The organism is Methanolobus bombayensis (genome assembly GCF_017873415.1).
In the GTDB taxonomy this organism is placed as follows: Archaea; Halobacteriota; Methanosarcinia; order Methanosarcinales; family Methanosarcinaceae; genus Methanolobus; species Methanolobus bombayensis.
In genome coordinates, this window is sequence record NZ_JAGGKD010000001.1 from 285,743 (window position 1) to 306,328 (window position 20,586).

The window sequence follows — 20,586 nt, forward strand, 5'->3', positions numbered from 1 at the left end:
GAAAGGTATCCGGGAGCAAAAATGCTCTCCGGCAAAATTCATTCTATTTATTCTTTAGTTCTTCTGAGAAGGAATGCCATACCAAGCATTGAAACAAGTGTCATTGCTTCAAATCCTGGAAGACCTGAGCTTTCCTCAGCAGTCTCATCTTCTGCTTCTTCAGATTCCATTGTTGACTCCTCAGTGGCATCGCTTTCAACAACATTCTCCGTTTCTGCTTCTGTACTTACTGCTTCTTCCTGAACTACTATGGCAAACGGTGAGAATCCCGGAGTTGATGCGGTGAAGTAAACATACTCTTCATCCTCGTCCGTAACTTCTGTATCAAGTTCATCCCACTGAGATGTATATCTCATCAATCTGACATTAGCAGTATCAATACCATTCTCATTAAGCCATGATTTCTCAACTGCAAAAGAGATCTCAGATTCAGATATTGTGTCAGAGTTTGCCCATCCGGTCTTTCCGACCCATATGTTCATCTGCCTGTAGATCTTTCCTTCAGGCTCTGTGTTTGCAAAACTGGATTTGTCATGCAATACTTCAATGGTCACATCAGTATATCCTGCATTGACCTGTGGCATGAATGAAACTCCCTTTATAGGATTTTCTGCTTCAGGGAAATCATATTCAGTTTTTACATCCTTTTGCACATAGACTTTTTTCACATCTTTAAAGGCGATGTTCTCGTACTCTTCACCGGAGGCACCACCGCCACCTCCTCCGCCACTGCTACTACTACTTGAGCTTGTTGTGTCTGTGCTGGAAGAAGGTCCGGTAACTGAAGAGCTTGTTGTTACACTCCCTCCCGGCACTGTTGAAGTGACGGTAAGTGTAAAGCTATTAGTTGATGAAGGGCTGTCAGCAGTAATTGTCCATGAACCTGAACTTGATGCTGCAGGTGCTATGGTTCCCAGGGTCACGGGATCAGTTCCGCTGCTTAGACTCCATCCACCTGGCAATGTCAGGTCTACTTTTACATTTGTAGCGTCTGCAGCACCTGTAGAAGCACTGTTAGATACTACATAGCTTAGTATAACATCATCTCCTGCACTGACGGACGATACGTCCGTGCTGGAATCAACTGTCAATACCGGTCTGTCCTTTACGGTAATGGCTGATGATGCGGTTTTTGCTGTACTGCTGCCATCATCACCTGAAGCTGATATTGTAAAAGGCGAAGAACTTGTTCCAGTTGATTCGGCCGTAATGGTCCATGTTACTGATTTGGTACCGTCACTTGTGAACTGTACCTGCTGGGTTGGACTTGGTATGGTGAATTGATCAGAGTTGTCAGTGAGGGTCACATCCACTGTCAGGGTACCGGATACACTCGCAGCAGTAACAGTTGATGTTACAGTAATACTCTCATCTTTCACAACGCTTGTATCGTAGTTGATACTTCCAATGCTAAGGGAAGCTTCAGCAGATGCAGTCGGGATGGTCCCGACTGCTATTAGCATAGCCATTAAAAATACAGCTAGCTTTTTCATTAGAATTCACCTCCCATATCGCCTTCATCACCCATGCCTCCACCACTTGCGGGGCCTTCATCTTCATACATATCCATCATTTCCTCATCAACTCTGAAGAAATTCATCTTCAGGGCTTCTGATCCTCCTGTTTCTTTTTCGATTGTAACAACAGCTGTGAACTCACCAAAGTCATAGTTTATTCCGTCCATGTCATCCGGCAGTATCTCAAGTACACCTTCTCCGTCGACAAGAGTTGTATTGATCATTTCAGAACTCATGTCCCATGAGATCGGGAGGTTGTCAGCAGGTCCTTCATCGAAGTATCCTCCAAACATCATTTTCAGTGACTGCAATTCGGCAGTACCGTTTATCGGTGTACCGTCAAATTCCCTTGCTGTGAGGTATATTGTGATGCTTTCGTTGGAATCGAAGTCATATACCGGTGCAAAGGATTTGAGTGTCGCAGTGTTATCACCTTCGTTAATATTGAGGGTTGGGAATGCAAGTGGCCAGTTTTCCATATTTCCTGAACCAATATCCCATGCCTCACCTTCCGACATGTTCATGGTCACAATGGATTCTTCAAAGAAGTCTGGTATAGAGTCACCATATCCACTCTCATTTGTGTACAGGTCATAGATTGAACTCGTGTCCATATAGTTCTCCCAGTCACGCAATGTCGTAAGATCTGCATCGTCGTCATATATTGCCTGGGTGGGTATATTGACTCCATTAAAGAGATTGTCTATGAGCAATATATGATAGCGGTCATCAGAAGTGATCTCACCTACTCCCTCTGGCAGTTCATCCTCATCGAAGTCGTTACCTGCAGTTGCAAGGTCCAGTTCGACATCTTGATCACTGAATTTACCTGCATAGAAAACCGGTTCGTCAGCAGTCCATTCCGGTATTGGATACACCTGTGTGGCGCTTCCGTTAAGCAGTATGAACCTGCCTCCCCATTTGGCTACAGATGCTACATAGTAATTGTTGAATTCACTGATGTTCTCGCCAATGCGATATACATTCGCATCACCGGAATCGCTTGCATTGACCACAAGCACACGATCCTTTGTCGGAATATATGATTGAGGCATAAGGTCATACATGGTACCGGATTCATCTTCATAACCGAAGATGTAGTAGTCCTGGCTGTTGAAGTTCACCTGTGTGGCAGCTCCGGAGTAGGATGTCATTTCACCGTTGGATGTATTGTCATCCATCAAAGTTCCGGCAGCTTCCATTGAAGTAATTATCAACGGATACCTGAGGGTGAGTTCCACGCTGTCATTATTGATCGAGCTGACATTGAAATCATATCCTCCCATCCAGTATGTTTCACCGGGAGAGAATGTCTGAGTTTCAGGTCCGGAACCTCCGTCGTTTCCTGGTATTGTCCACGGCCATCCCTGATATGACATGGCTATGGTTGCTGATGTTCCTTCCGAGCACTCTGTCAGAGTAAAGTTCCACAGGTTTCCGTAGAATTGATTACTGTCACTCAGGTTCAGGATTATCGTGTCACCTGTGTTGTTAACCTGGATCACAGAGTAGTCCAGTGCAAGGTTTGAACGGCTTGAGTTGATTGTCGCATTGGTACCGATTGCTCCTGGTTCAAGGGTGGATCCTTCGTCAGTGGAATAGTTGAATGAACCTGTGGTGCTGTTGTAATACCACTCATTGAAAGGCCAGTTCATATTGTAGAGATCCTGGGATCCCCAATTATAAGCTGCAATACCTCTCTTGAATTCCACTTCGTCTCCATATGCAAGGAGCATATTATTTCCTGGCATACCATCGCCGGAATCATCGTCACTCAATTTTATGAGGTCTATCTGGCCCGGTGTTCCAAGTGATCCTGAAACAACGAAGTTACGCAGCTCAAAGCGAGTGAGTTCCCAGAACATCTCCTCATTTGCAACTGCATACTCATCTCCGATGGTGACATTATAATGTATCATCCATGAGCCTGTTGGTATGCTCTGTTCGGATGTATTGATCTCAATGAGTGCCAGTCCGCTTGATGTGGTAGTTGTATTGACGTTATTGAGGTTGTACACCAGCTTACTTTCGTCTATAAGGTAATCCACTTTCACTTCCTTGTTTGTAAGAGGTTCACCTGAAGGTGTTGTTACAAGGAATGGTACCTTTATCACAGAACCATTCTGGAATGTTCCGATATGCATTCCGTTCCAGCCTTCTTCATATGTGTTGAACTCCAGGTTATATGCAGAGGACTGATACTTGTTACTGAGCAGGTATATCGGATCTCCTCCGAACTGTATCGGTTCTCCGGCACTTGCGTCTATATAACCTGCGGAGAAGTTGTATGAATTACTGATAAGTACCTTATCGTACTTTCCGGCAGTAGTTGAATCTGCCATGAGTATGATGTAATTATCATCATAGTATTCTCCGTCTCCGTCAAGGTCTATGTTCCTCCATTCTTCGTCATGGAAATTGCTCATGAGGAATTTCCCTGACTTGCTCATTGCCATAATGCTATCATTCAGCAGAAGTCCGTTCTTAAGGGTATTCTGCCCTTCAAGTTCGATGGTTCCGTCTGCTTTGATATTGGTGATGGTCCATGTCCTTCCTGTGTAGTCCGTGAAAGAAGAACCTGCGGATACGTTGAACACCTGTGTGCTTGTGTCGTTGGAAAGGTTACCTACTGGTGGTTGTCCACTGTTTTCATATTCAATGTATACGGTATCATGGATTGTATCTATTGCAACCATTGTGTAATATGGTACGAAAGTATGGTTCCATGAATCATCGCCCATGATCTCATAACTACTTGTAACAGGTGACATATCATCACCGCCGATTACTCTTCCGCTTATCTTTCCGGCACTGATGTTGCCAATACTTGCCAGCTGGCTCTGTTTTGTGAGTATGTCAGATGTGGCATTGATGGAAGTCGCATTGGTGTAGAACTGTGCGGCATTGATACTGATCTCCATTGGATTTGTCACAGTGACACTTGCCAGTTCAAGCTGGAACCAGAAGTCAGTGTAAACTTCGCTGCCTTCATCATCGGTGACCTTCAGTGTCATCATGTAGGCACCCTGTGACCATCCGCTGGTATTGACAGATAAGTTGATCTCATTTGGATTTCCTCCAGCTTCTGTAGTAGTGATGCCGCCCATCTGGCTCTTTGTCTTGTAACTTGTCATCCACATGCCTTCCTGCATCACTTTCTCCACAGTTACGTTTGTGATGTTATGAGGCGTGCTTCCCCACATCTGGTCATCGGATGCTTTTACCGTGACATTGATGAAACCGTTTATCGGGAAATCATATTCCCAGTTTGAATCCACCCATGAGACAAAGGCTGTTGTGTGCACCCATGCTCTTCCGACTTCTGTGGAATTGCCGTCAGTTGCCTCGAATACGAATTCAAAGTTACCACCTCTGGAAAGTCCCGGATATTCGTAATATCCTGTTCCGTTGATAGTTCCGATCTCGATATCCGTGTCATTGTACATTGTCGGAGGTGTCATCATGTCCCAGTCACCCATTGAAATGATCTTTGTTAGGGTCACATTAACTTCCTTTGAATCAAAACTGCTGTCAAAGGCGTTCAATGTGAAGTTTATGGGTTGATCAATTCCGACTTCCCACGATGTTGAATACGGATAGAATATGAAGTTACTGACCTCGAACCATCCGTTACCGTAGTCTGTCACTCCATCTTGGGTGGTCATTTTTATTCTGACGTTGTAGAATCCTGACTTAAGGCTGTTCTCAGGGGAAATTTCCAGTGTAGCTTTACCGTTGGTATTTGTAGTAACTGAACTTGTGGCATCTGTCACAGGGATGGTTTCTCCTGTCATTCCGTACTTCACGCTTTCAACTTCAATGGATGCAGTTGATACATTGTTTCCACTGATATCTTCCACATGTACTGCAAGTTCGATTGTGTCATCCGATCCGAATACCTTAAACATGTTCGAATCTTCATCAAACACCGGTTTTGCTTTGATATTATAGAGTTTCTCATCGAACCAGGCATCGCCCATGACCATCTTTGGAGATCCGTCTACTGTTGCATTGACCCAGAATTTAACGTAGTGGAATCCAAGGTAGGAATCTGTAACATTGAATTTGAGAACTTTCTTGTCACCAACAAAAGGAACGTTCACAGTATCGAGTACCGGATCCTCCATGTATTCCGTAACTACTTCAGAAGCACTGTCACTCCATACTTCTACAAGTCCTGCCTCATGTATGTCAGCTGCAGGTATCTCGGATCCTGTTGAAGGATCGAATGCAGTTATCATAATTCTTGCAGTGGAATTAGGAGCTACTGTAGGACTGAACCATCCGTTCTTATTGACAGGTTCTCCATGCACGAAAAGATCCTGTACTGTGATACTCCTTCATCAGGAGTGCATAGTTGTATTTCTTTTCATATCCCATTGTGCTGCTTCTTTTTGATGCCATTGCCCTTCCGCAAAGAGATCCTGCTCCGTGCGCCGGGTATATTTCGCAGAATTCAGGCAGATTCAGTAATTTTTCATGGAGTGTGTCATATAATTTTGAAGCAAGCTCTTCGGCTCTTCCGGGGAAGAGGTCCGGTCTTCCCACATCTCCTACAAACATTGTGTCGCCACAGAAAACTGCAACCGGTTCTTTTCCTCTTGTTATGTCTGTAACTATGTAGGATATGTGTTCAGGTGTATGGCCCGGAGTTTCTATAATGTTGAGTTTTATGTCCTCGATCTCAATGGAATCTCCTTCTGAAAGAGGAACATGTTCAAAATCACAATTCGCTTTTTCAGGTGCGTATATAGGTGCACCTGTTCGTTTTGCAAGGTCCATGTGTCCGGAAATAAAATCTGCATGAAGGTGTGTTTCAAGGATATGTGTGATCTTAATTCCCATGTCTCTTGTAATATCAAGATATATGTCAATATCTCTTCTTGGATCAATTATGGCACAGGTTTTGTCGCCCGCAAGTATGTATGAACTATGTGCTATTTTTTCAGTGAATATCTGTTGTATTAGCATTTCTAACCCCACTATTTATTCGGTATTTTAGTTTTAGTATTTTATGCTGTATCCGGTTTTATCTCTCTATTTGTTCTTTTGTCTATATATCATTTGTTTGGTATATATGCAAAAATATGGTCTATTTTTGACTAAAATTCAAAAAGCATATATATCCCTTCTATATTATGGAGTAGCATGCAGGAAATTACAGGTTTGGAGCTCTCTCCCAAAAAAGTGGAATATCTAAAGTTCCTTCTTAAGAAAGGCGACCTGGTAAAGACTACGGATATATCCACGGAATTAAATGTTGATCCTTCAACTTCTACAAAGACGATTAATGATCTTTCAGAATCAGGTTATGTGGATCACATTCCGTATCGTGGTGTGCGTCTTACTGAAATTGGTCGGGAATTTGCAGAATTCTTTGTTAACCGTCATAACATCCTGAGTCTGATGTTGAGTCATTATGGCCTTTCTTCCGATGATGCCTGTATTGAAGTATCACGCTTTGAAGCATTTGTTTCAAAGGATGCTATTGATACTATATGTGGTGCAATGGGTCACCCGACTGTAAGTGTTTGTGGGAAGATTAAACATTCTTCGTGTAATTTACATTGATTTTTTTTATTATGGTATTGTGTTGATGTAAGTCGAATTATCTGGTAATAATTTGGAATATATGCAAATAATTTGGTTATAATACAAAAATAACGGTAAATCTATATCATTAAGTGGTGTGTTGCTATGAATAAAATAAGAACGCTATTAATTACTTTTCTTTTAATGGGTGTCGTTCTGACAGCCGGCTGCGTAGATGAACAAAGCTCCTCTGAAACTGTATCCGATACTGATGCTATTATTGTAGGTGTTAGTATTGTTCCACAACAGGAATTCGTTGAAAAAATTGCAGGCGACAATGTTGAAGTCGTTGTAATGGTCCCTCCGGGTGCCTCTCCTCACTCTTATGAACCAACACCAAGCCAACTTACAGCTCTTAGCAAAGCAAAAATGTATGCAATGGTTGGTTCCGGGATCACAGTTGAAGATACTATGATGAATAAACTTACAGACTTAAATTCTAATATGCTCATTGTCGATTGTTCTGAAGGTATCATTCTCCATGAAATGGAAGCTCATGATCACGAAGATGAATCTCATGACGCAGAAGATGAACACATGAATGAGTCTGCCTTTATTAATTCTTCAGAAGGACATGATCATGAAGCTGAAGATGAAGAGCATGAACATGAAGCTGAAGATGAAGAGCATGACCACACAAGTCTTGACCCACACATCTGGACCTCACCGGATAACGTGGAAGTCATGGTTGAGAATATCTATGAAGGACTGGTGGAGATTGATCCCGAAAATCAGGAAACCTATCTTGCCAATAAGAATGCATATCTTGCAGAACTAGCTGAACTTGATGATCAGATCCAAACTACACTTGAAGGCAAAGAGGGAAGCAGCTTCATGGTCTATCATCCTGCATGGGGCTATTTCGCCAACCACTATGGTTTGAATCAGGTCGCTGTCGAGATCGAAGGTAAGGAACCAAGTGTAAAGGACATGCAGGCTGTAATTGATCTGGCAAATGAGAAAGGTATTAAAGTTATTTTCGTGCAGTCAGGTTTTAGTACTGTCAGCGCAGAAGCTATAGCAAGTGAGATTGACGGAGAAGTTGTAGAAATAGATCCTTTGGCAAAGGATTATATAGACAATCTTGCAAAGGTAGCAGAAGCGTTTGAAAAAGGACTGGCTTAAATGGAAAATGTGATTGATGTTAAGGATGTATGGGTAAGTTATGATGGTGTCAGGGTTCTTGAGTCAGTGAACCTGACTGTTAAGGATAAAGATTTCCTGGCTATTATAGGTCCCAATGGTGGAGGCAAAAGCACTCTTCTAAAGGTCATCCTTGGATTGATCAAACCTGATAAAGGTTCTGTAACTTTATTGGGTGGCAGACCCACAAAAACAAGAAAAGATGTGGGTTATGTCCCCCAATATCATTCTTCTAATCTTGATTTTCCCGTAACTGTATGGGATGTTGTCCTGATGGGCCGTCTGAGTCACAAAGGTCCTCTCCAGCGATATAATGATGAAGATCGCAATGCAGCCCTTGAAGCTCTTAAAACTGTAGGTATGCTTGATTTTAAAGACAGGCAGATAGGTGAGCTTTCAGGAGGGCAGAAACAGAGGGTTTTCATTGCCCGTTCCCTTGTTACGAAACCGAAACTGTTAATACTGGATGAACCGTCCACTGGTATAGATTCCAGAATGCAGAAGGAGTTCTATGAGCTTCTCAATAAGCTAAAATCTGAGATTGCTATTGTAATGGTTACTCATGATATCAGTGCAGTCTCGGTCTATGTTGATAAAATAGGCTGTCTGAACAGGAAGTTCCATTATCACGATGACAAAGAAATTAGTCCGCATGATCTGGAAGTATCATATCAGTGCCCGGTTGAATTAATTGCACATGGTGTGCCACACAGGGTATTGAAAGAGCACTGAGGTTAAAACTATGCTTGAAGTACTCCAGTATGATTTCATGAGGAATGCAATTCTAGCTGCTATCCTTGCAAGTATTGCTTGTGGTATAATAGGTGTCTATGTTGTAGTTAAAAAAATAGTTTTCATCAGTGGTGGTATTACTCACGCATCATTTGGTGGCATTGGTCTTGGTTACTATCTTGGAATCAATCCGCTATTTGGACTTATTCCTTTCAGTCTTTTCTCTGCAATAATAATGGGTCTTGTCAGCAAACGTGCAAAAGTAGCTGAAGACACTGCAATAGGTATATTATGGTCACTGGGAATGGCCCTTGGTATTATTCTTATTTACTGGACTCCCGGCTATGCTCCAGATCTTATGACCTATCTTTTTGGTAATATCCTGACAGTTCCGATGTCTGATATATATCTGATGCTGGGACTGGATCTTGTAATTATACTTGTTGTCTATGCCTATTACAAGCATTTCATGGCACTTTGTTTTGATGAGGAATTCACCACAGTATCCGGATTATCAGCAGAAAAGCTTTATTTGCTTTTACTTTGTCTTATCGCACTTACCATAGTACTTCTGATCAAGGTAGTCGGAATCATCCTTATCATTGCACTTCTTACCATGCCTGCATCTCTTAGCAGGCATTACACCAACAATCTTGGAAAAATGATGTATCTTGCAATTATATTTGGTATTTTTTTCAGTCTGGCTGGCCTGTTCCTGTCATACTTCTTTGATGCACCTTCAGGTGCCACAATAATTCTGTCAATGTCAACAGTTTATATACTTCATTTCCTGTATGACGGCCTTAAACCAAAAATAGCATCATGATCATTTCAAAATAATGATTCAACAATCATTCAATCATCTTTTTTATTTTTTCAAGAACAAGAATAGCATCCTCTCTTTTTATATCACATTCATTCTCTTTGCAGAATTGAAGGAGGCTTTCAGCCTTCTTTCCTGATATTATTCCTTCCTTTTCTGCTGTTCTTGAAATTCCAAAATAGCTTCTTTCCGTGTAATGTGTGTTTTTGGCAAGTTGGGTTATAAGCCTGCACTCATCGTCGTCTATTATGCCCGCATCCCGGCTAGCTTTCAACGTTTCCCTGATATTGACCATGGGACTGGAAACAGGTTCGAAAGTATCGGGGTTTGTGGCAACAGCAACCTCATCATCATCCTCGATAACTTCGTCCCTGTACCATTCATATATTGTTCCGACACCTTCCATTCCATGAATATCAAGTTCTGATGCCCTCAGAGCTCCCATACTACAGCCGCCAACAACAGTAACTCCCTGCTTCATCACTTTTATTATCTCTTTGTGGGCTGCAGCTGCTCTGCTGAAAAAGATGCCATCTATGATGCCTATTATTTTGTATCCTTTACTGGCAGCTTTTTCAATATCTCCTCTGGATATTGGTGGCCAGTATGTTGCATCAAGGATCTGTGCTGAATCTTCATGACTGATGCTTGTGCCGGCAAATACAAGGATCTCTGATTTTGTATTCATCTTCTACGTCCTTTTCTCCAGGGTCTTTCCTGTGGAGTCATTTTCTTTCTGGGACCGGACTTTGCCCTTTTACCGACTCTTTCCCTGTCAAGCGTGTACATTTCAAAACCCGGGATTATCACTCTTACAACCGGAACAGCCACGTTTTCACGAGAAAGATCCACTACAACAGCTGAATCTGTAACTTTTTTGAGCTGCCCGGCAATCACATCAATGCTTTCTGCAGGTGTGGTCTTTGACAGGTCCTTCAGGTCTTTCATGGATATTTGTTCTCCATCTTCGTACCAGTATTTATTCATACGCTTGATCCTGTCATATCCTATTTCCCTGACAAATTTCTCACGTTCGGTGTCTTCTCTGGCACCATGTATCTGTACGACCCTTGACTGTGCAGCTTCTGTGAGAGCTCTTCTTACTGCAATTTCAGGTTTAAGATGTGCGCCTGCTCCCATTACAAGAAGTGCAGCATCTTTGAGCCTTACATCGTCTGTTACCGCAACAACCGTTGTGATCTCTGTGTCATGGTTGAGTGCCCAGAGTTTAACAGCAACTTCGTTATCTGTGAATTTGCGAAGGATTTCATAATTTTCCCCGTCTTCTTCTGTAAGGATGATTTCCTTTCCGGGATTTCTGCCAAATTCTGCAGTACTGAGTGCATCTCTTTCAATCACTTCCAGGAGACCATGAAAAATCGCTTCCTCTATGGTATTTCCGGCGGCAAGTCCGTTTGTGTTACTCCTGAAGAGTTTCAGTGTTCTTCCTGGTTCGTCGTAAGGGTGGTATACTGAGTTTGCCGGTACAAATGTTTCTTCATTTTTCAGAAGATCCCATGCATGTATCCATTCGATAAGGGCCTGTGGGTCATAGTTTTCCGCAATAAGCAGGGAAGGTGGATTTATTGCGTTTCCATTTCCGGAAAGATTGTCATAACTATCAATTGTGTGAATTGATGAGATGTTTTCCTTTACGTTCTCATTCAGTCCCTGTCTTTCAGCAAGACAACGTTCAAAACCTTCCATCATGGCTGAAATTCTTGCCTGCGTTTCAGTGCTTCCTTTTCCGGAGTATACTGAGATAGCACCCTCTGCAGCACTTGGTCTTATAGTTGAGAATACGGGTATGCCAAGTCTGTCAAGATCAGTGATACTTGCTATCCTGGTAACACCTATGCTTTTGAGCTTATCTTTTGTTCTTTCAAGTGTGTTATTTTCATCAAGGACTCGTTGCGTACCCTCTATAAAGCTTAGTGATCTATCAATGTTTATCTCTGGCATGATTAGCGAGAGTCTCTGCATATATTATATCTTTTACGACAAGTGAGCTTTCTAAGTAATAATTATATATTACAGGGTGAGTCTTTTATAAGGGGTTATAATATGAAAATCAAAACAATCATGCTTTTAGTCCTGATATCGGCTATTGGTATCTCTGGTTGTGCAGACTATAATGGTAGCGAAGAAGATGCAATGGCAGATGATGAACTGGATGCTCAGGTGTCGGAACCTGATGCTGCAGCTATTTTTTCGAAAATAACTGATGTTGATGGCTACAAAGAATGGAGTATCTGGCCAGGTAATGAATCGTTGGAAGAGGGTACAGGAGTTCATGGTGAATACGTAACTGTATATGTTTCTGACAATGCAATATCTTCGGCTGAATCCGGCGGTGAGATGCTGCCCTATGAAACGATGGTTGTAAAAGAAGGTTTCAATGCAGATGAGGAACTAACGGGAATCTATCTGATGTATAAAATAGAGGATTACGATCCTGGGAACAATGACTGGTTCTGGGCAGCTTATTCTCCCGATGGAAGTGTCAACGCCGAAGGCAGGGTTGATGGTTGTATCAATTGTCATTATGATGTAAACGCTGCTGACTATGTCTTTTATAATGCTTGATTCTTTCTTACTTTTTTTATCTATATATGCCGGTATGTTTTTATAGTATTATGGCTAATAGATATGTTTAACTCGTGGGTGTATAATTAATATTGTTCAGAAGATATAATACTCTTTATATCATCGTACAATCTTCAATACGCTTGCGGATAAATTAACGAAGAGAGACAGGAGGTAAAATTATGAGAGACACAAAGAAAAAAAGATATGTGGATATTTCTAAAGACTGCCATGATGTAGTTGGAGGGATATCAACCGATAAACTCAACGCCGAAGAAATGGAGCTATATCGCTTCATGGTAGGCGGTGTGCAGGCCAAGTAGCCTGCAAAACTATTTTTATTTTCTCTGCATAGGGCTTGCTATGTATGATGTTCTCAGTGTAAGGGAAGATTTTCCCGTTTTGAAAGAAGTTATTTATCTTGATAATGCAGCCACTACCCAGACACCAGTCCAGGCTGTTTCTGCGATGCAGGATTACTTTTTCAAGTACGCAGCAAATCATGGGCGTGGTGCTCACAGACTTGCAAGAGAAACAACCAATCACTATGAAGACGCAAGGGAATCAGTAGCTTCATTTCTTAATATTGATGCTGATAAAACTATATTCACAAAGAATGCAACGGAAAGTGTCAATATTATTTCACGTGGTTTCCCATGGAAAAAAGGGGACCATGCAATAGTAACACTTGTAGAACACCATTCAAACCTGTTACCATGGATGCGGCTGAAGGATATTGGTGTTGAGGTAACTGTTATTGATGTTGGCCAAACAGGTGTTGTAGATCCGGAACAGATCAGAAGATCAATTAAGGAAAATACCCGGCTTATAGCCGTAAATCATGTTTCAAATGTATTCGGCTCGATACAGGATATTGATAAGATTAGTAAGATCGCAAAGAAAGTCGGTGTTAAAATACTGATAGACGGCTCACAGTCAGCCGGAAACCTGTCAATAGATATGAAATCACTTGATCCTGATTTCTTTGTCTGCCCGGGGCACAAGGGTTTGCTTGGTCCTCAGGGAACAGGTGTTCTGTATATTAAAGAACCGGATGAGATCGACCCATTGTTCCTTGGTGGCGGAATGGTAGGTTCTGTTACAAAGGACACTTTTAAAATGGAATCAAGCCCTGCAAAGTTTGAGGCAGGCACTCCTAATATTCCCGGTGCGATAGGTCTTGGGCGTGCAGTAGAATATGTTGCGGAATTAGGTGTTGCTTCTATCCAGAAACATGAATTTAAACTTGCAAGGGAGGCAGCCTCACGTCTAAATGATATAGAGGGTGTAGATGTATATGGTCCTGAAAAGCGTGCCGGAGTTGTTCCATTCAATGTTACTGGTATGAATGCCCATGATGTTGCAATGATACTTGACCAGACACGCGGTATTTGTGTAAGGAGCGGTTATCATTGTGCAATGCCAGGTATTGATAATCTTGGTGTTAATGGTACTGTGAGGGCATCATTTGGATTATATAATACGGAAGATGAGCTTGAATCTCTTGTGAAAACAGTTTCAGACATAACAGCTCTTGTATGATGCAATTCCATTGTTGTGTCTGGTCGATCTTTGGGACAAAAGCAAAAAGTTATTATGCGCAAATAATTATATTAGTCTTGCAAATTAGTATTCTAAAAAACATACGGATTATCATATTGTGAAAAAAGGCAACTAACAATGGTTATCAGTAATGAGGACTAAATATCTGCAAAGAGAGGAGTTCAATTGAGCGAAGATATGCTTCTGTGGGATGAGACAATTTTCAGCAACGGCGAGATACTGGAATTTGACTACCTGCCGGAGTATTTTGCACACAGGGATTCCCAGATGCAGGCTCTTCGATTCAGTCTAAAACCTGCCTTAAGGGGCATGCGCCCGGTTAACTGCCTTGTAAAAGGTCCGCCGGGAACAGGGAAGACAACTGCTGTAATGAAGGTCTTCAATGAAGTGAAGGAATTTACCGATAGTGTTGCTTTTGTAAAGGTTAATTGCCAGATGGATTCAACAAGGTTTGCAGTTGTATCCAGAATTTATGAAGAACTTGTGCATATCACACCCCCCTCATCCGGCATCTCATTCAGGAGACTTTTTGAGAAGGTAATAAAGTATCTTCTTGACTCGAACAAGACGCTTGTGGTAGCCCTTGATGATATCAATTACCTTTTCCCCGAAGGCCATGCGGATGAGGTTATGTACTCACTTTTGCGGGCTCATGAACAGTATCCTGGGGCAAGGATATCGGTAATCGCTATTATCAGTGATGTGGGTATTCCTTACAGTTTCGACCCACGTGTAGGCTCGGTATTTTTGCCAGAAGAGATTGCTTTTCCACGATATGAAATATCAGAGATTGCTGATATTATTTCCAACCGTGTGAAACATGCCTTTTTCAAGGATGTTGTTTCTGATGAAGCACTGGACAAGGTTGTTACTCATGTGGACAGGACAGGAGATTTAAGGATTGGTATTGATCTTTTGAAGCGTTCCGGTCTTAATGCAGAGAGGAGGGCAAGTCGTACAGTTTCTATTGAAGATGTTGATAAAGCATATGAAGCTTCAAGGCTCCTGCATTTGTGTCGCAATATCAAGTCGCTTTCTGATCATGAGAAAACACTGTTAGGTCTGGTAGCAAAGGACAGCAGTCTTCCGACTGGTGAGCTTTACAAGACATTCCATGAAGTTACGGGACTTGGATATACCCGCTTCTATGAGATTATTGAGAAAATGCATGTATCAAGACTGATTGATGCTGATTTCTCAGGAAAGGGTATGCGTGGAAGAACCAGGTATGTAGCACCTGCCTATGATTCCGAAGATATACTCAAATGTCTTGAGTGATTTTTTATATATGTATATATATATAGATATTTAATATTTTTTAAAAAAGAACAGTTTTGCGCAGAATTCAAATGAACCTGCGCAAATGAGTCATTTAATTGTTTGTTGTTCAGGATATTTACATATCCATGCCTGGCATACCTGGCATTCCTCCAGGTGGCATGCCTGGAACCATGTCCTCTGCTGAAGGTCCTGCTGGTCCCTGCTTGGATGCAATGATATCATCAATCCTGAGGATCATGACTGCGGATTCTGCTGCTGCGTTGATTGCCTGGGTCTTTACCCTGAGTGGCTCTACTACGCCAGCTTCCCACATGTCGATTACCTGTCCTTCGTAGACGTTGAGACCTGCTGTCTTCACGCCCTTCTCGTGGTGTGCACGGAGCTCCATGAGCATGTCTATTGGGTCAAGACCTGCGTTCTCTGCAAGGGTTCTTGGAACTACTTCAAGAGCCTCTGAGAATGCCTTGACTGCGAGCTGCTCCCTGCCGCTGAGTGTTGCTGCGTATTCCTGGAGTCTGAGTGCAACCTCTACTTCAGGTGATCCACCGCCAGCTACGAGCTTCTCATCTTCGATTGCTACGCCGACTACTCTGAGTGAGTCATTGAGTGCTCTCTCGATGTTGTCTATGACGTGCTCTGTTCCGCCACGGAGAAGGATTGAAACTGCCTTTGGATTGTCACAGCCTGTTACGAAGGTCATTGGGTCGCCGCCAATCTTCTTCTCTTCTACAAGGTCTGCTTTACCCATGTCAGCGTCTGTGATCTCGTCAACGTTTGTGATGAGTTTTGCACCAGTTGCTCTTGCGAGTTTCTGCATATCACTCTTCTTTACACGCCTGATTGCGAAGACACCTGCCTTTGCAAGGTAGTGCTGTGCCATGTCATCGATACCTTTCTGGCAGAATACGACATTTGCGCCACTTTTTGTTACCTTGTCGACAAGTTCCTTGATCATCTTTTCTTCCTGATCAAGGAATGACTGAAGCATTTCAGGGGATGTGATTGAGATCTCAGCATCGACTTCTGTATCTTTAAGTTCGATTGCTGTGTTGATAAGAGCGATCTTTGCGTTCTCGATCTTCTTTGGCATGTTGGTGTGGACACGCTCTTTGTCGATGATCATTCCCTTGATAAGCTCTGTATCCTCAATACGTGCACCGACCTTTTTCTCTACCTTGATGTTTTCCATGTCGACATTGTTGTCTTCGTCAGCAATGCTGATGATTGCGTCAACAGTAACATTTGCAAGGACTTCCTTTGTTGCTTCTGCACCCTTTCCGGTCATTGCTGTTCCGGAAATGTTGATGAGTACATCCCTGTTCTCTCTGGTGACTGACTTTGCGAGTGTCTTAATGATCTCGCCTGCCTTCTCTGAAGCCATTCTGTAACCGGATGCGATAATTGTTGGGTGTACGTCCTGCTCGATAAGCTCTTCTGCTTTCTTGAGGAGTTCACCGGCAATTACAGCAGCTGTTGTTGTTCCATCTCCAACTTCATCGTCCTGGGTCTTGGAAACTTCAACGATCATCTTTGCTGCCGGATGCTCGATGTCCATCTCTTTAAGGATGGTTGCACCATCGTTTGTGATAACAACATCTCCGAGACTGTCTACAAGCATCTTGTCCATACCTTTTGGACCAAGTGTTGTTCTGACAGCTTCAGCGACTGCCTTAGCAGCCATGATGTTGTTGCTCTGTGCTTCTCTGCCTCTGGTTCTCTGGCTTCCTTCTCTTAATATGAAAATAGGCTGTCCAGCCATCTGTCCAGCCATTTGTCCTGCCATAATTGTCTATCCTCCTATGTTATGAAATTAGAATGACATTTACTTTCAAGTCGTTTTTTAATGTTTGTAGTTCTATATAAACGTATCGGGCCTTTTATGTCCCGAAGGAAGAAAAAACAAGTTAACAAAAAACTAAAAAACAAGTCAATAGGTCGTGAATGTATAAAAAAAGTATTGAAGGTAAAGTGAATTTAATCACTTTACAATTGATTTTGGTGACCTGTTAAGGAACCTTCTCTTAGCACCGGATGATGTGTATCTCTGTGCAGGTCCTGGGTGAGCTTTTCCTTCCCTGCACTTTGGTACCTTGATTGTCCTTCCTTTACGTCCTTTTACTTTTGCCCATTCAATGCTTCCTGTCTTACCCATGATATAATCCTCTTGAATAATATTATTGAAATTTGTTGTAATTATTATGTAAATAATGTAACTTCCGATTTCTTAAGTCACATCAAGTTTAACCTAGATATATAAATCTAGTCATTGAGTTTACCTTTAGACGTAATGCTTATTATTAAAGCTTGCGGGAAATCAGACCAAAATTACTTTTAGACAGCAGGGATTATGGCGTGATAATAAAGGAGTTGATCACGGTTACATCAGCAATGGAGAAACAGCTTGAGACAGTAATTGAAGAGCTTAAAGGTGTGCAGGAGTATCCCATGGACAAACTTGTGTCCATCATACAGGAAGTTGGTTTTGAATGTGATCTCTGTGCACGCTGCTGCACCCGTGAGTTCAACGACCACGTGTTCCTGCTCACAGATGACACTAAAAGAGTGAAGGAACTAAATCCTGATTACCTGGAGCCTGCTCCATACTATGAGCTGTGCGATCAGCATGGGAACTTTTACGTATCCGGTTACGCCCTTAAAGCAAAAGAAGATGGTTCCTGCATCTTTCTGGACAACAAAAGGTGCACAATATATGATAAGCGGCCGACCATTTGCAGACTTTATCCTTACATGCTACATCGTGAACCCGATGAAGATGGCAACGTAGACTGGAGACAGATAAGCGGCCTGAACCAGCACGGCCACTATCACGTGAATATCAATGATGATGAGGCTACTGCGATCGCCGGACTTATCAAGTCCTATGAAACTGCATATCTTAAGCAGTTAATTGCTTTTTACAGAAAGGCACAGGAACATTTCAGTAAGAACAAACTCAAACATGTAAAGGGTGTTTATGACAGGGAAATGCGCAAATTCAATAAAGGCGGGGAAATTACTGTATTTGTCCTTTCCAATGGTGAATTTACAGAGCACAGGGTCCTAAAATGAAAGATGGAAAGCTCGATCTCCCGTTAATCTGTCTGGTCGCATTTTTCGCAATGTCAGCCGGAGCCCTGCTCGGACCTGTACTGCCTTTCATGGTTGAACCCCTGAACACTTCCCGTGAAGCTGTTGGCCTGATACTTGGAATGTACACTTTCTCCACAGCTCTTTCCATGATAGGTGTGAGTTTTATAACTGATCGGGTGGGACGCAAGAAAATACTGGTCCCATGCCTGCTAATAAATGGAATCGCAGGTGTGGCATGTTACTTCTCAACAGACATGACAACACTTCTGGCTTTACGTTTTATACAGGGAATAGGTATCGCAGGAATGCTGCCAATAGCCATGACAATGATAGGTGAGCTTTACACTGGTCTTGACAGAGTAAACGCAATGGGTATAATGAGTATGACAACTGGCTTTGGTGCGGTATCTGCACCACTTATAGGTGGTATCCTCGCATCCTTTGCATGGAATGTGCCCTTCCTTTTCTATGGTCTAAGTGTTCCACTTGCGATTATTGTGGCATTTGTGCTTCCTGAGACAAATCCTCATGAGAACAGGTCCAAAAACAGGAATTCAATAATAAAGGCAATTGCAGAATTCAGGGTATTGTACACAATAATCCTCAGTTTTTCAATCTTCTTTCTGCTTTATACTATTGTAATATATGTGCCGTTCATACTCAAGGACAATTACGGCTTCACAGCCAGCCAGGCAGGACTTGCACTTGGAATTGAAGGAATAGCAATGGCAACGGTCTCTTCCCGTGCCCGAGTGCTGGCAGCAAAGTTCGGAAAACAAAAAATGCTCATGGCAGGATTTGCCACCACAGGACTCTCCATTGGTGGTCTCATTTTTGCCGGCTCACTTTACCATGTACTGGCTTTGTTACTGATTTTCGGTGCAGGTTTTGGAATGGTACAACCCCAGCTAAACACACTGGCAACCCAGGTGGCACCACCGGGAATGATGGGAAGTATTGTCTCGGTTTTCAATATTATGAAATATGCAGGACAGACCGCAGCTCCGCTGGTACTTGCAGTTGTTTTATTGAACAGTAATATGCATATGGTGTTTGCAACATCCTGCACATTCGCATTTCTGGTTTCCCTTTCAGCTTATTTTTTCAAGGATATTTACAGAAGTCTGGATTGACTGAAATGATACTTATTCCCATGTCCCGGTAGCCTTACCTGTCAATGCAAGTTTTCCCATCACTTTTTTGTAGCGCTTGCTAACAGGTGATGTTCTCACATCAGCAAAAGGAGTTCCCGGCAATGGTGTGAGATAGTGCGAATGCACATTTCCGCCTTTTTTGCATATCCACTGGATAAGTTCGAGGCTCATGTCCTGTTCTTCTTCTGTTTCATCAGGGAACCCAACCATGAAATCCACCACAGGTGTAATTCCATGATCAAAACAGAGTTCGAGACTTTGTACAACATCATCTACTGTGTGCCCTCTTAATATCTCTCGTAGGATTCTGTCACTTCCTGACTGGGCCCCAAGGCTCACTTTTGTGTTGGCACAGTACTTTGTGATTAGTTCCAGTGACCCATCTGTAACAAATTCCGGTCTTACCTCTGACGGAAAAGTCCCGAAGAAAATATTTCTATCTCCTGTATTTTTAAGTGCTGACAGGAGTCTTTCCACCCTGTCAAAACGTGGATGAATTCCATCACTTCCATAGGCCATTGAATTTGAAGACGTAAATCTCAGATCTCGATAGTATTTTGCATATTTCACAATGGAATCTATACTTCTGTGCCGCATTTTATTTCCAAAAAGACGTGGAGTCTGGCAGTATCTGCACCTGAAAGGGCATCCTCTGCTGATCTCAAGCGGTGCCATAACAATATTTGGGTCAAAACATGGATACTTGTCAAGGTCAATAGTTTCTCTTTTTTCAGTAATGATGGTTTTCCCAGCATCATCCTTGTAAGCTATTCCTTTAACGCCGGATACGTCTTTTCCTGCTTTAATGGTGTCTATAAGTTCAGGTAAAGTTTCCTCGCCCTCGCCTATAACCACGTAATCAAAATGGTCAAGAGTTTCTTCCGGTGCACCTGAAGGGTGAGGACCGCCTGCTATGTATATGGATTCAGTGTCTGCTTTTTTTACTTCGCTAAAAATAGAATCCTTCTGTCTGGTGGCGAAGCTGTATATCATTACTCCATCTTGAGGTTTCTTTACCTTCAAAGCCCCAGGCACAAGAGGTGCCAGTGCAGCAAGGCTGTAGGTGTTCTTCTTATTCCAGCGAAAGCAGACATCCATGAATTAA

18 protein-coding genes are annotated in these 20,586 nt (G+C 42.4%); 10 read left to right on the top strand and 8 right to left on the bottom strand.

Features of this window, described 5'->3' with window-relative positions:
* Nucleotides 1-47 precede the first annotated feature (47 nt).
* The 3 genes from J2746_RS01550 to J2746_RS01560 are packed head-to-tail and all read right to left on the bottom strand — an operon-like array spanning nt 48 to nt 6,488.
* On the bottom strand, nt 48-1,493 hold the full coding sequence (locus tag J2746_RS01550) for a PGF-pre-PGF domain-containing protein (protein ID WP_209615182.1): 1,446 nt from the start codon (nt 1,491-1,493) through the stop codon (nt 48-50).
* Nucleotides 1,493-5,830: an Ig-like domain-containing protein gene (locus J2746_RS01555; protein ID WP_209615185.1), complete on the bottom strand. Its 4,338-nt coding sequence runs from the start codon at nt 5,828-5,830 to the stop codon at nt 1,493-1,495. The genes J2746_RS01550 and J2746_RS01555 overlap by 1 nt, the downstream gene beginning before the upstream one ends.
* Nucleotides 5,808-6,488: an MBL fold metallo-hydrolase gene (locus tag J2746_RS01560; RefSeq protein ID WP_209615188.1), complete on the bottom strand. Its 681-nt coding sequence runs from the start codon at nt 6,486-6,488 to the stop codon at nt 5,808-5,810. The genes J2746_RS01555 and J2746_RS01560 overlap by 23 nt, the downstream gene beginning before the upstream one ends.
* 177 nt (nt 6,489-6,665) lie before the next feature.
* Between J2746_RS01560 and J2746_RS01565 the strand changes: the two genes are divergently transcribed.
* The 4 genes from J2746_RS01565 (at nt 6,666) to J2746_RS01580 (ending at nt 9,810) form a co-directional block, all read left to right on the top strand.
* On the top strand, nt 6,666-7,088 hold the full coding sequence (locus J2746_RS01565) for a metal-dependent transcriptional regulator (protein ID WP_209615191.1): 423 nt from the start codon (nt 6,666-6,668) through the stop codon (nt 7,086-7,088).
* 126 nt (nt 7,089-7,214) lie between these two features.
* On the top strand, nt 7,215-8,234 hold the full coding sequence (locus tag J2746_RS01570) for a metal ABC transporter solute-binding protein, Zn/Mn family (RefSeq protein WP_209615194.1): 1,020 nt from the start codon (nt 7,215-7,217) through the stop codon (nt 8,232-8,234).
* Nucleotides 8,235-8,984 (top strand): metal ABC transporter ATP-binding protein, encoded by a 750-nt coding sequence (locus J2746_RS01575; protein ID WP_209615197.1) that lies wholly within the window; start codon nt 8,235-8,237, stop codon nt 8,982-8,984.
* Nucleotides 8,985-8,994: 10 nt separating this feature from the next.
* The gene (locus tag J2746_RS01580) at nt 8,995-9,810 is read left to right on the top strand and encodes a metal ABC transporter permease (RefSeq protein ID WP_209615200.1); all 816 of its coding nucleotides are present in this window, start codon (nt 8,995-8,997) and stop codon (nt 9,808-9,810) included.
* Between the two features lie 25 nt (nt 9,811-9,835).
* On the opposite strand, the gene J2746_RS01585 is transcribed toward J2746_RS01580, so the two are convergent.
* Nucleotides 9,836-10,495, bottom strand: coding sequence for a TfuA-related McrA-glycine thioamidation protein (locus J2746_RS01585; protein ID WP_209615203.1), 660 nt, complete (start codon nt 10,493-10,495; stop codon nt 9,836-9,838).
* Nucleotides 10,492-11,769: a YcaO-related McrA-glycine thioamidation protein gene (locus J2746_RS01590; protein WP_209615205.1), complete on the bottom strand. Its 1,278-nt coding sequence runs from the start codon at nt 11,767-11,769 to the stop codon at nt 10,492-10,494. The genes J2746_RS01585 and J2746_RS01590 overlap by 4 nt, the downstream gene beginning before the upstream one ends.
* Before the next feature lie 102 nt (nt 11,770-11,871).
* Here J2746_RS01590 and J2746_RS01595 point away from each other — a divergent pair, with 102 nt between their 5' ends.
* The 4 genes from J2746_RS01595 to J2746_RS01610 all read left to right on the top strand — a co-directional run bounded on the left by J2746_RS01595 (nt 11,872) and on the right by J2746_RS01610 (nt 15,234).
* Complete coding sequence (locus tag J2746_RS01595) at nt 11,872-12,393, top strand: cytochrome P460 family protein (RefSeq protein ID WP_209615208.1); 522 nt, start codon at nt 11,872-11,874, stop codon at nt 12,391-12,393.
* Between the two features lie 182 nt (nt 12,394-12,575).
* Nucleotides 12,576-12,716 carry a hypothetical protein gene (locus tag J2746_RS01600; protein ID WP_209615211.1) on the top strand — a complete coding sequence of 47 codons (141 nt, stop codon included), beginning with the start codon at nt 12,576-12,578 and terminating at the stop codon, nt 12,714-12,716.
* Nucleotides 12,717-12,756: 40 nt separating this feature from the next.
* Entirely contained in the window at nt 12,757-13,935 is a 1,179-nt protein-coding gene (locus J2746_RS01605; RefSeq protein WP_209615214.1) for a cysteine desulfurase, read from the top strand.
* 186 nt (nt 13,936-14,121) lie between these two features.
* A complete protein-coding gene (locus J2746_RS01610; protein ID WP_209615217.1) occupies nt 14,122-15,234 on the top strand; it encodes an ORC1-type DNA replication protein in 1,113 nt (370 codons plus the stop codon).
* A gap of 118 nt (nt 15,235-15,352) precedes the next feature.
* Here J2746_RS01610 and thsA read toward each other — a convergent pair whose 3' ends face one another.
* Complete coding sequence (gene thsA / locus J2746_RS01615; protein WP_425342639.1) at nt 15,353-16,996, bottom strand: thermosome subunit alpha; 1,644 nt, start codon at nt 16,994-16,996, stop codon at nt 15,353-15,355.
* Between the two features lie 219 nt (nt 16,997-17,215).
* Entirely contained in the window at nt 17,216-17,389 is a 174-nt protein-coding gene (locus J2746_RS01620) for a DUF5350 domain-containing protein (protein ID WP_209615219.1), read from the bottom strand.
* Nucleotides 17,390-17,541: 152 nt separating this feature from the next.
* On the opposite strand from J2746_RS01620, the gene J2746_RS01625 reads away from it, so the two are divergent.
* Nucleotides 17,542-18,306: a YkgJ family cysteine cluster protein gene (locus tag J2746_RS01625; protein ID WP_342451754.1), complete on the top strand. Its 765-nt coding sequence runs from the start codon at nt 17,542-17,544 to the stop codon at nt 18,304-18,306.
* Entirely contained in the window at nt 18,303-19,460 is a 1,158-nt protein-coding gene (locus J2746_RS01630; RefSeq protein ID WP_209615222.1) for an MFS transporter, read from the top strand. The genes J2746_RS01625 and J2746_RS01630 overlap by 4 nt, the downstream gene beginning before the upstream one ends.
* Before the next feature lie 12 nt (nt 19,461-19,472).
* Here J2746_RS01630 and J2746_RS01635 read toward each other — a convergent pair whose 3' ends face one another.
* Nucleotides 19,473-20,579: a TIGR04013 family B12-binding domain/radical SAM domain-containing protein gene (locus tag J2746_RS01635; protein WP_209615225.1), complete on the bottom strand. Its 1,107-nt coding sequence runs from the start codon at nt 20,577-20,579 to the stop codon at nt 19,473-19,475.
* Between the last annotated feature and the right edge of the window lie 7 nt (nt 20,580-20,586).

Coding starts and splice junctions, on each gene's coding strand:
- J2746_RS01565 (WP_209615191.1), top strand. CDS start 6,666: ATGCAGGAAATTACAGGTTTGGAGCTCTCTCCCAAAAAAGTGGAATAT.
- J2746_RS01635 (WP_209615225.1), bottom strand. CDS start 20,579: ATGGATGTCTGCTTTCGCTGGAATAAGAAGAACACCTACAGCCTTGCT.
- J2746_RS01585 (WP_209615203.1), bottom strand. CDS start 10,495: ATGAATACAAAATCAGAGATCCTTGTATTTGCCGGCACAAGCATCAGT.
- J2746_RS01595 (WP_209615208.1), top strand. CDS start 11,872: ATGAAAATCAAAACAATCATGCTTTTAGTCCTGATATCGGCTATTGGT.
- J2746_RS01580 (WP_209615200.1), top strand. CDS start 8,995: ATGCTTGAAGTACTCCAGTATGATTTCATGAGGAATGCAATTCTAGCT.
- J2746_RS01590 (WP_209615205.1), bottom strand. CDS start 11,769: ATGCCAGAGATAAACATTGATAGATCACTAAGCTTTATAGAGGGTACG.
- thsA (WP_425342639.1), bottom strand. CDS start 16,996: ATGGCTGGACAGCCTATTTTCATATTAAGAGAAGGAAGCCAGAGAACC.
- J2746_RS01550 (WP_209615182.1), bottom strand. CDS start 1,493: ATGAAAAAGCTAGCTGTATTTTTAATGGCTATGCTAATAGCAGTCGGG.
- J2746_RS01560 (WP_209615188.1), bottom strand. CDS start 6,488: ATGCTAATACAACAGATATTCACTGAAAAAATAGCACATAGTTCATAC.
- J2746_RS01570 (WP_209615194.1), top strand. CDS start 7,215: ATGAATAAAATAAGAACGCTATTAATTACTTTTCTTTTAATGGGTGTC.
- J2746_RS01575 (WP_209615197.1), top strand. CDS start 8,235: ATGGAAAATGTGATTGATGTTAAGGATGTATGGGTAAGTTATGATGGT.
- J2746_RS01605 (WP_209615214.1), top strand. CDS start 12,757: ATGTATGATGTTCTCAGTGTAAGGGAAGATTTTCCCGTTTTGAAAGAA.
- J2746_RS01620 (WP_209615219.1), bottom strand. CDS start 17,389: ATGGGTAAGACAGGAAGCATTGAATGGGCAAAAGTAAAAGGACGTAAA.
- J2746_RS01600 (WP_209615211.1), top strand. CDS start 12,576: ATGAGAGACACAAAGAAAAAAAGATATGTGGATATTTCTAAAGACTGC.
- J2746_RS01630 (WP_209615222.1), top strand. CDS start 18,303: ATGAAAGATGGAAAGCTCGATCTCCCGTTAATCTGTCTGGTCGCATTT.